13 protein-coding genes are annotated in these 12671 nt (G+C 65.0%); 1 reads left to right on the top strand and 12 read right to left on the bottom strand.

The features are described from left to right. Window positions 1–7: 7 nt before the first annotated feature. The 7 genes from Q1A87_RS18945 to Q1A87_RS18915 all read right to left on the bottom strand — a co-directional run bounded on the left by Q1A87_RS18945 (window position 8) and on the right by Q1A87_RS18915 (window position 5559). Window positions 8–721: a hypothetical protein gene (locus tag Q1A87_RS18945; protein WP_299655014.1), complete on the bottom strand. Its 714-nt coding sequence runs from the start codon at window positions 719–721 to the stop codon at window positions 8–10. 18 nt (window positions 722–739) lie between these two features. Continuing rightward, complete coding sequence (locus Q1A87_RS18940; RefSeq protein WP_299655011.1) at window positions 740–1060, bottom strand: hypothetical protein; 321 nt, start codon at window positions 1058–1060, stop codon at window positions 740–742. Window positions 1061–1069: 9 nt separating this feature from the next. Further along, window positions 1070–2209, bottom strand: coding sequence for a restriction endonuclease subunit S (locus Q1A87_RS18935; protein WP_299655008.1), 1140 nt, complete (start codon window positions 2207–2209; stop codon window positions 1070–1072). Beyond that, window positions 2206–3654 carry an N-6 DNA methylase gene (locus Q1A87_RS18930; RefSeq protein WP_299655005.1) on the bottom strand — a complete coding sequence of 483 codons (1449 nt, stop codon included), beginning with the start codon at window positions 3652–3654 and terminating at the stop codon, window positions 2206–2208. The genes Q1A87_RS18935 and Q1A87_RS18930 overlap by 4 nt, the downstream gene beginning before the upstream one ends. A gap of 158 nt (window positions 3655–3812) precedes the next feature. Next, the gene (locus tag Q1A87_RS18925; protein ID WP_299655003.1) at window positions 3813–4100 is read right to left on the bottom strand and encodes a helix-turn-helix domain-containing protein; all 288 of its coding nucleotides are present in this window, start codon (window positions 4098–4100) and stop codon (window positions 3813–3815) included. After that, window positions 4097–4438, bottom strand: coding sequence for a type II toxin-antitoxin system RelE/ParE family toxin (locus tag Q1A87_RS18920; protein ID WP_299655000.1), 342 nt, complete (start codon window positions 4436–4438; stop codon window positions 4097–4099). The genes Q1A87_RS18925 and Q1A87_RS18920 overlap by 4 nt, the downstream gene beginning before the upstream one ends. Before the next feature lie 77 nt (window positions 4439–4515). Then, window positions 4516–5559 carry a replication initiator protein A gene (locus Q1A87_RS18915; RefSeq protein WP_299654997.1) on the bottom strand — a complete coding sequence of 348 codons (1044 nt, stop codon included), beginning with the start codon at window positions 5557–5559 and terminating at the stop codon, window positions 4516–4518. Window positions 5560–5928: 369 nt separating this feature from the next. Between Q1A87_RS18915 and Q1A87_RS18910 the strand changes: the two genes are divergently transcribed. Continuing rightward, complete coding sequence (locus tag Q1A87_RS18910) at window positions 5929–6597, top strand: ParA family protein (protein ID WP_299654994.1); 669 nt, start codon at window positions 5929–5931, stop codon at window positions 6595–6597. A 441-nt stretch (window positions 6598–7038) separates the two neighbouring features. Here Q1A87_RS18910 and Q1A87_RS18905 read toward each other — a convergent pair whose 3' ends face one another. From Q1A87_RS18905 to Q1A87_RS18885, 5 genes are all read right to left on the bottom strand, one after another. Beyond that, the gene (locus Q1A87_RS18905; RefSeq protein ID WP_299654991.1) at window positions 7039–7926 is read right to left on the bottom strand and encodes a hypothetical protein; all 888 of its coding nucleotides are present in this window, start codon (window positions 7924–7926) and stop codon (window positions 7039–7041) included. Further along, the gene (locus Q1A87_RS18900) at window positions 7926–8366 is read right to left on the bottom strand and encodes a hypothetical protein (protein ID WP_299654989.1); all 441 of its coding nucleotides are present in this window, start codon (window positions 8364–8366) and stop codon (window positions 7926–7928) included. The genes Q1A87_RS18905 and Q1A87_RS18900 overlap by 1 nt, the downstream gene beginning before the upstream one ends. Continuing rightward, window positions 8363–9421: an AAA family ATPase gene (locus tag Q1A87_RS18895; protein WP_299654986.1), complete on the bottom strand. Its 1059-nt coding sequence runs from the start codon at window positions 9419–9421 to the stop codon at window positions 8363–8365. Before Q1A87_RS18895 ends, Q1A87_RS18900 begins: the two co-directional genes overlap by 4 nt. 67 nt (window positions 9422–9488) lie before the next feature. After that, on the bottom strand, window positions 9489–11651 hold the full coding sequence (locus Q1A87_RS18890) for a type IV secretory system conjugative DNA transfer family protein (RefSeq protein WP_299654983.1): 2163 nt from the start codon (window positions 11649–11651) through the stop codon (window positions 9489–9491). A gap of 8 nt (window positions 11652–11659) precedes the next feature. Then, window positions 11660–12184, bottom strand: coding sequence for a conjugal transfer protein TraD (locus Q1A87_RS18885; RefSeq protein ID WP_299654980.1), 525 nt, complete (start codon window positions 12182–12184; stop codon window positions 11660–11662). Window positions 12185–12671 lie beyond the last annotated feature (487 nt).

The following is a 12671-nucleotide window of genomic DNA, read 5'->3' as shown; positions in this document are numbered from 1 at the left end:
TACGCGATTAACTCGTTTTCAGACTGGCCATGCGATCGAGGAATTCTTTCCAAAGTTCGAATGCGACCTCTTGTTCCTTTTGAGCGAGCTTCGCATCACGCAATAATTCCAGTGGATACCATAGGCCATCAGTCTCCTCGTAAAAAAACCTCTGATACACATTTCCCGTGTGGGATTTGCGCCAAGTCTCGAAGACCTCACTCAGGATCGTGAACGCGTGGTTCAAGCTGATGGCTGGCTCGTCAGAAACGCAGGGCGGCAGGTCGATGGTAGAAGACCTCAGATCGGAGGGGTTGAACCCTTCCACAATGAGCCACAGGCCCCCGTTTCGAAACTCAAGGCTTTCGGCCTGCTTCTCTGTCGCCTTGCCGATCTGAACATCGATGAAGCTGACGCCGCCTGAGCTCCAACTGTCCAACAGACCAGATGCAAGCTTCATGTCGGACGCAGGAATCAGAAGCTTCTTCTGATCCTCGTTCAGCCCCTCACACTCTTTCGGCGCGACGTAGGCGCGCAACGTCACGCCAGGTTGAAAAATCGGTATCGCCGACTGCGCGAGCAGTTTCTCAGCGAACTTCTTCTCCGTGATGGCCGACACTTCGACAAGAATCTCAGCCGTTGTGCCGTGCTCGACCGGCACCTGACCACCGAACTCCAGTTCCCACCTCCCGTCGATGAATCGCATGGGTAGGCGCAATTTCTTTAAGTAAGGCTTCTTCATCGATGGCGTGCCTTCACATCAAAGCTTTAGCTTGCCCTCAGCCTCGAGGTAGTTGAGCACTTCGTTGAGAGCTTTGATAATTTGCAGGCGGTTCGCCCCGAAGGAGTAGTATCCCGTGGACAGAACTTCCGGAGTTTCGTCCACGGCGGGCGATCGCTTCTTTCGTTTGGTGCCTTCGGCCTCGACAACGGTGAGGGGGTAGCGGAAGTCTCGGCCTTCGCCTTCGAACGACCCTCCTGGCCCATAGTTCTGGATGCTGCCGTTGTAGCAGTTGCTGCCGACGATCTGTTCGAGCCGCGCGAGGAGTTGAGCCCGCTTTTTCGTGATCTTGGTTCCCATGGGGCGCTTTCAGATCAGTTGGCCAGAGAAGGCTTTTTGCAGGAGGGACTGGCGGAGGTCGGCGATGTTGTTGAGCTTCGTGGCGTATAGATCTCGAAGGCTGCCAGCACGCTCGTAGAGCAGTTCCGCCCGAGAAATGATTTCGTGCTGCACTTCAATGCTGGGGACAATAAATTGGAGTTTTCGAAGGTCCTTAATATTTATCTGCATGAGAGCTGCGCCATACGTTCCGGCTGCAATCTGATCCTGGGCGTACCTCGAACGCAATTGAAAATACGCGAACTCTGGAAGGACAGACTCGTCCGGAAAGCGTATGGGAACGATTCCCCGGGTGACGTTCGCATCAGCCAATTCCGCAGAAGCGACCGACATTTCGCCAGTGCTTCCTCTGACGCAGAGCAGCAATTCGCCTCCGACGAGTCTTGTGCGGGCATAACCCTCAGCGCGATCAGGTGAGATCCTCTTCAGTCCATCTGTTGAGAGAATCCGCTTCTTCAAATCGACAGGACGAACCACTGGTAGCCCCCCTTCGACTTCGTCGCCCGGCTGGACGATGCCGTAAGAAAGCTTGCAATCGGGATGAACCGCATCGGCCAACGACATGACCGTCGACGTGCCCGCAAGGGCAGTAAAGATCTCGTTGACGCCGTTTTCGAGGAGCTCCTCCGCATCCGCCAGATTGGCCTCGGCATGGGCGCGGGCGCGGTCGAGGGCGGCGAAGGCCTGATCGAGCACCGCAACGATCCGCTTCTGCTCCTCCAGCGATGGCAGGGGGATGTAAGATTTGCGGACTAAAGGAAAATGATCTGCGTAGCCCTTATTTTCGACATCCAAGCCAATCAGAAAATAGAATAAGAAACGGGCGTCGAGTTCCTTCCTTGGCTTCAGAATCTTGACGTTCGGACCCGGCACGAAGGTCTCTTTGACGTATTTTGCTCGACGTGTGTGGCCTCCGTATAGGACGACTGGCTGACTGACATGCAGAGCCAGATCATCTCTATCGCTCCAGCCTTCAATCTCCTCCGCGCCTTGGCCGATGACAGCGTATCTTCCAACGTCCTGCCATTCTTTCTTCGGAAGTCCTGAAGTGCCAGAACCACGAGAGGAGACTGCCTCTTCGAAGGGCACATGCAGCCAAGCCGTGTTCACAGCATCCCCCGGATGTTTTCGAGGATCTGCGCCGTCTCCGCATCCCGCGCCAGCATGGCGTCGATGATCTCGGCGGGTTCGCGCAGAGGGGCCTCCTCGGGCGCGTTGGGATTCCTGACCGATAGGTCCCATGTCTCCGCATCCAGATCGGCCACGTCCACCGACCAGCTCTGCGGGCTGTCCTCGCGCTCCGGCTGAAGCGCCACGAACTCAGCAAGGTCGTCGTCGTTCAGCGGGTTGGTCTTGCCCATGCTGCGGCCCGGATCGAGCTGGTAGTACCAGACCGAGCGCGTTTTCGATCCCTTCTCGAAGAACAGTACCACCGTCTTGACGCCCGCGCCCTGGAACGTGCCGCCGGGGCAGTCGAGCACGGTATGCAGGTTGCAGCTTTCCAGCAGCTCCTTGCGCAGCGCGACGCTGGCCCCATCGGTGTTGCTGAGGAAGGTGTTCTTGATGACCACCGCACCGCGCCCGCCCGCGCGCAGCTTGCGCATGAAGTGCTGGAGGAAGAGGTAGGCGGTCTCGCCAGACTTGATGGGGAAGTTCTGCTGCACCTCCTTGCGCTCGCCGCCGCCGAAGGGCGGGTTGGCCAGGACGATGTCGTGGCGGTCCCGCTCTTGGATATCCATCACGTTCTCGGTGAGCGTGTTGGTGTGGCGGATGCTGGGCGCCTCGATCCCGTGGAGGATCATGTTCATGACGCCGAGGACGTAGGCGAGCGACTTCTTCTCCTGCCCGTAGAAGGTCCGCCGCTGGAGCGTGGCCCAGTCCGAGGCCGACAGGTCGTCGCGGCGCAGGTATTCCCACGCCTCGCACAGGAAACCGGCCGAGCCGACGGCGCCGTCGTAGATCGTCTCGCCGATCTTCGGGTCAGTGACCTTGATCATGGCGCGGATGAGGGGGCGGGGCGTGTAGTATTCGCCGCCGTTCCGCCCGGCGTTGCCCATGCGCTTGATGCGGCTTTCGTAGAGGTCTGAAAGCTCGTGCTTGGCCTTCTGGGTATTGAAGTGCAGGCCATCGATCACTTCCAGAACGTCCCGCAGAGCGTAGCCAGACCGGAACTTGTTAAAAATCTCGGAGAAGATTTCCCCGATCTTGTAGTCGAGGCTATCGGGGCTGGTTGCGGTGGCGCGGAAGCCCTTGAGATACGGGAACAGCTTTCGGTTGACGAAATCGATGAGATCGTCGCCCGTCATCGCGGCGTTGTGGTCGAGCTTGCCGTCCGTCTTCGGCGCCGCCCAAACGTCCCAGCGGAAGCTCTCGTCGAGAATGGGCGTATAGTCCCGGCCTTCGAGTTCGGCGGTATCTTGGCGCTCGGCTTCAAGGTCGTTCAGGTACTTCAGGAAGAGAAGCCACGACGTCTGCTCGGCGTAGTCGAGTTCCGACGCCAACCCCTCGTCGTTGCGCATGAAGCGGTCGATGTTGTTGAAGGCATTCTCGAACATACGGCTCTCCTTGTACTTCTAGTGCGTACAGAAGGAGGTCGGTCCGACCAACCTACCGAAGCCTAAAATTATTGAAGACGTACGGTTTTGGTGCAGCCGTTTGATGGTCTGGATCTGATAATCGCGCTCTATGTTCAGTAGGCTCCCCGGATTGCGGCTCACCGAAGAAGCTCTTCGACGACCCCCGGGTTCTTCGAGATCAACGCCAGGAGCACCTGCGCTGGACCGGTAGGGTGGCGCCGGCCATGCTCCCAGTTCAGCAAGGTTCCCTTTGCCACGCCGATACTGCGGGCGAACTGCGCTTGGGAGAGGCCAGTCTGACGGCGGATTTCGACCACGTCGACGTTCGGCACCGAGATCTGGTGAACCCGTGCGGTGCCCCCCTGCCCTTCCGTGAAAGCCAATGCCTCCTCCAGCCCCTTGGTGATGCTGTCGTTTACGCTCATCGTTCAACTCCATAGCTTGCCACGATCCGCTTGCTCAATTCGACGGCGGCAGCCTGCTCGGCCTTGCTCAGGTTGTCCTTCTCGTTCTTGGCAAACACCGTGATCAGAAAGATCGGCATGTGGCGACCGCCGAAGACGTAGATGGTCCTGAAGCCTCCGCTCTTGCCCTCGCCCTCGCGGGGGATGCGGATCTTCCGCAAACCGCCTTCGAGCGAGATGCCGGCCTCGGGGTTCGCGGCGATGAACTGGATCGCCGCGTCCCGCTCGTTCTCGGACATGACCGCCTTAGCACGCCGCTGGAACTCTGGGGTCTCGACAACCGTCTGCAAACGCGTCATTGGATGTCAGCTAAGAGTCAATGGCCTATATGTCAATGACACCTGAAAATCAAAATCTGGTTGGTTTGGCAATCCGGTTACCTCATTGGCTCTAATTCGTGCCGTTTCTTGCAGAACCCGATGAAGGCCGCATCTGCGTTCCTGGGCGCTTCATCCTGCGCGTTCGCGAACCGCTTCCAATTCTCGTAGAGCGCGTGGACGTCGTAGCCAGGAGCGGCCTGCCTAGCCTTCTCCATCGCGGTGGGCGAGACCCGTAGCGATGCGTCGAAGAGGGGAAGGCCAGGATCGGGGTGGATGTGCCCCCTGCCCTTTCGTGTGAACACGATCCGGTCGCCGTCGAACGCAAGCGCGTAGTCCGGAATGTGATCGTCCTGGGCGATCTCTTTCAAGAAGAAGCGGAACTTCTTCAAGGGCGAGCTGGAGCCGACCTTCTTCTGCAACGTGTCGATGCGGATAACGAAGGGTCGCGTCTGCTCACCCACGTGCTTACGCGCGATTTCATAAAGGCGCCGCTCCAACGGCCTGCGCAGGCGAAAATAGTCCGTGTTGATGCTGAGGACTTCCATCCCCGTGACAGCCCGGAACGTCCAGTCCGAGACGGTGACGCGCACCTTCGTCATACGGCCAAAAGGTGACGCCTCGCCCCTGTCGTTCCGGCGCTCGATCTCGAAGCTGTCGATCAGGCCGAAGCCGCGGGTCTGGGTGTAGTCGCCCGTGTCGATGTCGGTCACGATCGTCGTGCCGCGCAGGCGTATCAAGGCATCCTCGAAGCGCTGGTAGCTAGACACGTTGGTCCGCCAGTTCGTCGCGACCATGACCTCATGGGCAGTGAGTTCGACCGTGGGCGAGACCTTCCTGCCGTGGTTTAGATCGTGGACCAGCTTCGAGATGCAATAGAGCAGAATGTCCTTGTCCATGATCGTCGCGAGCCCTTTGCCGGAGGGCACGACGCGAAGGCGCCTGCCGTTATGCTCGTATTCGAGCTGCCGGGTGTCCGGTTTCACCGAGAGTGAGAAAACCGGATGCTCCATCGAAGCCAGGTCATCCTTAGGCGCGGCGTTGGTGACGTCGAGGATGAAGAAGTCCCGGTTCGGGTGGCGATCAGGCAGGCGATTTCCCATGAACGAGAGGCTATCAGATCTTCGTCCCTCTGGGAACCAATCTTCGCCCCTCTAGGAACCAAACTTCGTCCCTCTGGGAACCGATCTTCGTCCCTCTGGGAACCAATCTTCGCCCCTCTAGGAACTAAAAACGCGACTGGAAGCCGTTTTTGTAAAATTATAGCAATAGCATAGAGGTCTGTCCCAGTTCCGGTAACACTACTAACTAAGTTTAACTTTAGTAACACGAGGCTTTACCTGTGGATAAATCGACCAAAGAAAAGGTAACCGGATTGCTACAGCAAGCGGATTTATAAATGTATCCGGTAGATCAACAGAGAAATCTGGTCTTAACTGATACCAAGAAGAGCAGAAAACAGGTGTCAACGAATGCCAACCATCGTCATCGCATCGCCCAAAGGTGGTGCCGGAAAGTCGACCACAGCCGTTGTTCTAGGAACCGAAATGGCTCGTGCCGGAGCGTGGGTTACCATGCTGGACTGCGACCCGAATGGATCACTCACCCTCTGGGGTGAGCGCGCCAAGCTGCCGGACCGAATGCATCTGAGAAACCGGATCACCGAGAGTGAAATCGTCAAGGCGATCAAGCAGCACGATGAGGACGGCTCCGTCGTCATCGTAGATCTTGAGGGGGTCGCGTCCCGCCTCGTGTCACGCGCGATCTCGCAGGCCGACCTCGTCATCACACCGATGCGGGCAACGACGCTGGATGCCACGATCGGCATCCGCGCGCTCCAACTGATCGCTGAGGAGGAAGAGGCGCTCGGTCGCGAAATACGGCACGCCGTCGTCTTCACGATGACGCGGGCCATCCGTTCTAAGCAGCATACGGGAATCGACCAGTCGCTGCGAGAGCAGGGCGTCGACATCATCGACCCGTCGCTGATGGAGCGCGCGTCCTATTCCGCGCTCTTCGAGTTCGGCGGGGATCTCACGACCATGCCACCGCAAGGCAATATGACCGCGGCTCAAGAGAACGCCAGCGCCTTCGCCAGCGCCGTCTTCAACCGGCTCTTGAACCGGCAAGCCGCAGCATGAGTGGGCCATTCAAGATCGACGCGTCGGCTCTACGGAAGCGTGCAAAGCCGGCCAGCCAGGAAGCCATACGTTCCGTGGACCGAGCCGCTGAAGACCAGGGCTTCGTTGCTCGGGATCCGCGCAGGGGAGGGCGCAAGCCCAGCCCGCGGACGGGGCAGGTGCACGCCAAGGTGCTGCCCGAGGTGCGCGATGAGATGCTGGACGAAGCGGCCAGGCGCGGCGTGACGCAGGGCGTCCTAATCGAGGAGGCTTGGGCGCTCTACAAGTCGCAGAAATAGAGCCGCGGTTGCGGTCACGCCGGCTCTGCCCGGAACGAATCGGTTCCTAGATAGACGAAGTGTAGACGTGTCTAGATCAGTCATGTCAGATTTGCCGTATCCCGGCGGTGCCGTGCCGATTGTTCCCAACGCGTGATGCGCGCTGACCGAGAGCCTGCCACCCTCACCGCTTGTGCAGCATGTCCTCTTCGGTGACGGGCCTGAGGTTCATTTCCCCGGGCCCTTTCACCAGCACCTCCGCCTGCACGCTGTCGCCATCGCGGGCGGTAGGCAGATCGGCGCAGGCGACCCAGAGGCGGAGCTTGTAGAGGCCGGGCTGCAACTCGGCGCCGAGCACGAGGGAGAGGGGGATGGGCTCGCCCTTGGCGCCCCAGGGCTCGACGGTGCCGGTCTCGGCGCCGATGGCCTGGTCCTCGAGCCAGCCATTGAGGCTGCAGGGCAGGGGGGCGATGGCGCCGGGGCCGAAGCGGACCTGCAGGTCGGCGGCGATCTGGTGGCGCCCGGCCTCGGTCGCCTTGAGCCAGCCCTGCAGCTCGATCCCGGCGGGGCCGGCGTAGCGCACGCCGCGATCCGAAAGATCGCTGAGCCGGATCGGCCCGCCGGCGTAGACGAAGCCTCCGATGCTGTCGGCGGGGATTTCGCCCAGGGCCTGGCCTTGGGTCGGGGCGGCATGCACCACCGCGATGGCGCCGGGTGTGTAGCTTTCAGCTTCGGCAGGCGTGTCCGTCGGTGTGGGCGCGGCCTCTGGTTCCGCGCCGGACCCGGGTGGGGTCGCCGCATCCGAAGCCGCCATCGAAGGATCGCTCGCCGGGCTCGAGGGTCCGGACGGCGCGGGAATGCCTGCCGCGTTGATGTCCTCGCCGTTGCCGAGCCTCTGCAGGAGGGCATCGAGCTTGGCCTCGATGCGGTCGAGCTGGTCCTGCTGATCCTGGCGACCGGCAACGGAGGATGCGATCGCGCCCGGGCCTGCGTCCTGCGCCCGGGCAGGGGCCATAGCGCCCGTAGCGAGGACCGTGGCGAAGAGGACGGCTACAAGCGGGGATCGGGACATCACGGGGTCTCCTTGGGCCGGGAGGCGGGGTCTGTGGCACGCAGGGTGCCGAAGGGATCGGCGGGCGCGTCCGGATCGATCTCGATGCGCAGACCGTCGAGGGCGCGACCGGGGGCCAGCGGGCCGGTCGGGGTCTCCGCCGGCGCCGCGCCCGCTTCGTTCGAAGCCGGGGCAGGGTCCCCGTAGCGCGCGCCCGGCGGCGGCAGGGGCGCAGCCGGAGCATCGGGTCCGGGTGTCTCCACGCCGGACACCGGGAGCGATGTCGACGCCGTGTTGGACCTGTCGACCCACGGGCGGGCCATCAGGGTGGCGAGCGCCACGCCGGCCGCGATGGTGGCATAGCGGAACACCCGGTCGGTAACCCAGGCCCGCGGGATCGCGGCCCCGAGCCGGCCGAGGGTCTGGAGAACGGTCCCGATCGGCTGCGGCAGGGGTCTCACGAGGCCGCCTCCGCGGGCGCGGTGTCGTCGGCGGCCAGAACGATGGCGCAGGCGGTGTCGATATCCGCCGCCGTGATGGTCTCGAGATCGGCGCGGGTGCGGGCGGTGTGGCGCATCACCCGGCTGCCCTGGGCCTCGCGGGTGCGCTCCCAGAGCGTGCGGACCGTGCGGCCGTTGCCGGGATCGCGGGCGCAGGCCAGGGCCGTGCAGGCGTCGTCGCGGGCTTGTCGGGCGTCCGGAGCCAGCACGTAGCCGGCGCGGGCGACGTGGTCGTCGAAGAGCCCGGCGAGTTCGTCGGGGGCGTAGTCGGCGAAGGGGATGGTGCGGGCGAAGCGCGAGCGCAGGCCGGGATTGGCGTCGAGGAAGCGGCGCATCGGGCCCGGGTAGCCCGCCACGATGACGCAGAGCCGGTCGCGCCTGTCCTCCATCAGCTTCAGCAGCGTGTCGATGGCTTCCGGGCCGAAGTCCCGGCCGCCGCTGCCCGGGGGGCTGAGCGTGTAGGCCTCGTCGACGAAGAGCACACCGTCGAGGGCGCTCTCGACGGCCTCGCGGGTCTTGGGCGCGGTCTGGCCGATATACTGGCCGACGAGGTCGGCGCGGTCGACCTCGACCATGTGGCCCGAGCGCAGGTAGCCGAGGCCCGCGAGGATCTCGCCCATGAGGCGGGCGACGGTGGTCTTGCCGGTGCCAGGATTGCCGACGAAGACGCAATGCAGGCTCGGGCCGGGGCCGGACGTGCCCCCGAGGCCGTGGGCGCGACGCTCGGCCTCGACCTGCAGCAGATCGACGAGGCGGGTGACTTCGGCCTTGACGCTATCGAGCCCGGTGAGGCCGTCGAGCTCGGCCAGGGCGCGCGTGAGGCGCTCTGGCGGGGCACCACGCCGGCGCTGGTGCCGGGCGCCTGGTGCGGCCCCTGCGGCGCGCCACAGGCGCCACAGGGCGACGGGCAGGCAGACGAGAAGGATTGGGACCGCGAAGACGGCGACGAGGTTCAGCGTGTTCAGGAGGACGTAGAGGACGAGTGCGGCGATGACCACGAAGCCATAAGGGTTCATGGCGCCCCGCCAACGGGACGGAGGCGCCGGTCCCCGGCCCCGGAGGTCGTGCTCGGAGGCTCACACCTCACGACGCGCGCCGTGTCGGGCGGGACGGGGCGATGCCTCTCACCTTTGGCTGGAACCGGGATGGCGCGACTTCGGCGGCCATCTCCGGGCGTCGGAAGTAGATGGCGCGACCGCAGCGCAGGGGCTTTGCGCCGCGCAGGATGACGAAGGCCTCGTCGGTGCGGGTGTCCTGGAGGAGCTCGTCGGGCTTGATCAGGCTGCGGCGCATCTCGGAGCGGTTGGCGGAGCGCCCGGCGCTCGACGAGGTGCCGCCGGCCCAGCGGCCGGAGGTGCCGCGCGTGTCGCCTTCGCTGGCGGCGATGACGCCGTGCTCGCCGCAGGTCTGGGAGAGCTCGCGGGCGGTCTCGGGGTCCTGCAGGGCGGCGTAGAGCCGCCAGGAGGTCGAGTCGGACCAGGCCCGGGCGCCCTCGCGACCCCATTGTTCGATGAGCTGACCCTGGGACTGGTAGAGCAGCAGCAGCGTCAGGCCGTACTTGCGGCCGGCGTCGCGGGCGGTCTCGAGCACGGCCATGGGGCCGAGGCGGGCGACCTCGTCGAGCAGGAACAGGATGCGGCCGTGGACGTCGCCGTCGGCCTCGTAGGCGGCATTGAGGAGCGCGCCGATGACGACGCGGCCGAGGCCGGGCGTGGCCTGCAGGACCTTGAGGGGGATCTGCACGAAGACCGTGAGATTGCCGTCGCAGAGCTCGCTTGTCTCGAAGGCGTCACCGGAGACGAGGTCCGCATAGGCGGCGGTGGAGAGCCAGCGGGTGGCCTGGTTGGCGTTGGCGTAGACGCCGGAGAAGGTCTCGTCGACGAGGCCCATGAGGGTGCCGGCGAGATCGCGGGCGAGGGGCGAGGCGGAGGTCGCATGCACGTCCTTCAGCTTGCCGCGCATCTCCGCCTCGGGCGTGACCAGGACCCGGCGCAGCTGGCGCAGGGTCTTGTTGTGACGCGGGATACCTTCGTCCCAGAGCAGGTCGGCGAGGAGGCAGGCGATGAGGCTTTTCCCGAGGTCGCGGAAGAACTCCGCGCTGCCCGCGCCGGTGCCGCGGGCAGGCTCGCCCACGAGCCAGGTGGCGACGGCTTCGACGTTGGCTTCGGCGAGCGGCGCGGCAATGTCGATCCAGTCCAGCGCGTTGAAGCCGGTCGTGGGGGCGCCGGTCGTGGGGGCGCCGCTTTCAGGGGACCCGTTTACGGGATGGACCGTCCCGGCATCTCCCCGCGCGCCACGCCCGCCTGCCGAGGGATCGAGGGTGACGACGCGCTGGCCCATGCGACCCTGTCGGACCTTTGCGACCATCGGCCCGATCTCGCGGGAGGGATCGAGGACGATTGCGGAGCCGGTCCAGGTGAGGAGGGTGGGGATGCCGATGGCGGTGGTCTTGTAGCCGCCGGAGCCGGCGAGGACGAGGCCGTGGGTGGGCCCCGAGCGGCAGGGATCGACCAGGAGCGGCTGGGTGCCGCCCTTCCCCCAGGTGGCGCGGTCGTCGGGATCGAAGGGGATCATGCCGCCGTCGGAGCTGGACCCACCAAAGCCGCCCCGGCGCCGGACAGTGCGGTCTTCGTCGACGCGGTATGCCTCGCCGAGGACGATGCCGCCATGGACGGGGTCGGGGCCAGGGAAGAGGCGGCGGGCCTCGCGTAAGGACAGCCAGTCGGCATGGCCGTGATTGTCGGAGCGGGCCCGGGCGCGGGACCCGACCCCCGGGCTGCCGGGCCGGGGCGTGCGCATCGCGTGCACCCCGCCGCCGATGGCGGCGACGGCGAGGACGGTTGCGATGACATAGGCGCCCGGGATGCGACCGATGAGATCGAGCGGCGGGACGTGCCCCGCGAGGGGCGCGAGGGAGGCCCAGGCGGGCCAGAGGGTGAGGCCGAGCGCGGCCGCGACGCCGAGGAGGCCGGCGACGGCCATCGGGCGGGCGGCGAGCTGGCGGATATGCAGGCCCACGGCGAGGGCCATCAGGAGGATCGGCCCGAGCAGTCCGGCGGCGGGCCAGAGGGTGTAGGCCACGCGGTACTCGATCCCGCCGCGATCCAGGCCGGGGGCGAGGAGGACGAGGTCGCGCCAGAGGGCGACGGAGGCCTGAAGCGCGACCCAGGCGAGGGCGAGCGGCCAGAGCTGCAGGGCGAGCCGGAGCCCGCCGCGGCCGAGATCGTAGGCGAGACGCCCGAGCACGACGCGGGTTACTCGGCGGCGTCGGGGGACGCGGCCGCCGGCGCGGTCGTATCCGTCTCTGCCGGCGGTGCCACGCGGCGGAGCGTCCCGCCGAGTTCGTCGGCCGCGATCCTGGCCTCGTCGTAGACGGCGAGGCCTTCCCAGTGCTGCAGCACCTTGGACCAGCGGAAGCCGAGCCCCCGGAGCCGGGTGGTGACCAATGCTGGTTGCGCGCCGGCGAGAGTGAGGATCAGCGGCTCGCGCGCGGCGTCCTTCGCCCTTGCCTCGCGATCGAAGGCCTGGCCGCCTGCGGTCTCCCAGCGGGACAGTTGCGCGGGATCGCCCATCCTTCCGGCGACCTCGAGGAGCGCCCCGTAGAGGACGTTCGCCTCCGTCTCGCCGAGCCCGGCCTTGTCGACGAGCCCGCCGGCTTCGATGAGGCGTCGCGTGCGGGCCTTGCGCTCGGCCTCGCGGACCTTGGCCTCCTCGCGTTGCAGGCGGGCGCGTTGCTGCTCGAGGCGGGCCTGACGTTCGGCGAGGCTGGCGCGGGTCATGGGCGGGTCTCCTGCGGTCGGGCCTCGGTCTCGGGCCTTGGTTGGCGGGGGAATGGCGTTCGCCTGCGGCAGGTGCAAGCGAGGCCCGACGCTGACGCGACGTCGACCTTCCGGTACCGGCAACGTCCTGCCGAGTCCGATGCATCGCGCGACAATCAACGGCGGTGGCGGCAGTAGCGGCTTGTATCTTGCTACGGTCGATGAACCGCCGGAGAGACAGGCGGCGTCCCTCCGCAGCGGCCTTCGACCGCCTTTCCGCGAAGTCCGACCTCTGGTCCGGCGCGCTCCCCTCAACGGACGTGCCTTGCCTCTTCGACATCCACCTCTGAGACGGACTTGCTGGCTTACGCGTTGCCTTGACCACGGGCGACCCACCGTCTTGACCGGGTTCTGCGTGCCGCGAGGGTACCGAGCGGGTAGGCAGACGCAATATGCATTCGACCGAATGCGGCTTGCGCTTCCTGGCGGAGGGCAGCCAAAGCTTCTG

The sequence above is a fragment of the uncultured Jannaschia sp. genome (genome assembly GCF_947494055.1).
Taxonomy (GTDB): domain Bacteria; phylum Pseudomonadota; class Alphaproteobacteria; order Rhodobacterales; family Rhodobacteraceae; genus Jannaschia.
This window is presented reverse-complemented; position numbering and strand designations above follow the sequence as displayed.

Excerpts from the sequence above, each read along its gene's own strand:
- Q1A87_RS18945 (WP_299655014.1), bottom strand. The coding sequence starts at position 721 with ATGAAGAAGCCTTACTTAAAGAAATTGCGCCTACCCATGCGATTCATC.
- Q1A87_RS18940 (WP_299655011.1), bottom strand. The coding sequence starts at position 1,060 with ATGGGAACCAAGATCACGAAAAAGCGGGCTCAACTCCTCGCGCGGCTC.
- Q1A87_RS18930 (WP_299655005.1), bottom strand. The coding sequence starts at position 3,654 with ATGTTCGAGAATGCCTTCAACAACATCGACCGCTTCATGCGCAACGAC.
- Q1A87_RS18925 (WP_299655003.1), bottom strand. The coding sequence starts at position 4,100 with ATGAGCGTAAACGACAGCATCACCAAGGGGCTGGAGGAGGCATTGGCT.
- Q1A87_RS18920 (WP_299655000.1), bottom strand. The coding sequence starts at position 4,438 with ATGACGCGTTTGCAGACGGTTGTCGAGACCCCAGAGTTCCAGCGGCGT.
- Q1A87_RS18915 (WP_299654997.1), bottom strand. The coding sequence starts at position 5,559 with ATGGGAAATCGCCTGCCTGATCGCCACCCGAACCGGGACTTCTTCATC.
- Q1A87_RS18910 (WP_299654994.1), top strand. The coding sequence starts at position 5,929 with ATGCCAACCATCGTCATCGCATCGCCCAAAGGTGGTGCCGGAAAGTCG.
- Q1A87_RS18905 (WP_299654991.1), bottom strand. The coding sequence starts at position 7,926 with ATGTCCCGATCCCCGCTTGTAGCCGTCCTCTTCGCCACGGTCCTCGCT.
- Q1A87_RS18895 (WP_299654986.1), bottom strand. The coding sequence starts at position 9,421 with ATGAACCCTTATGGCTTCGTGGTCATCGCCGCACTCGTCCTCTACGTC.
- Q1A87_RS18885 (WP_299654980.1), bottom strand. The coding sequence starts at position 12,184 with ATGACCCGCGCCAGCCTCGCCGAACGTCAGGCCCGCCTCGAGCAGCAA.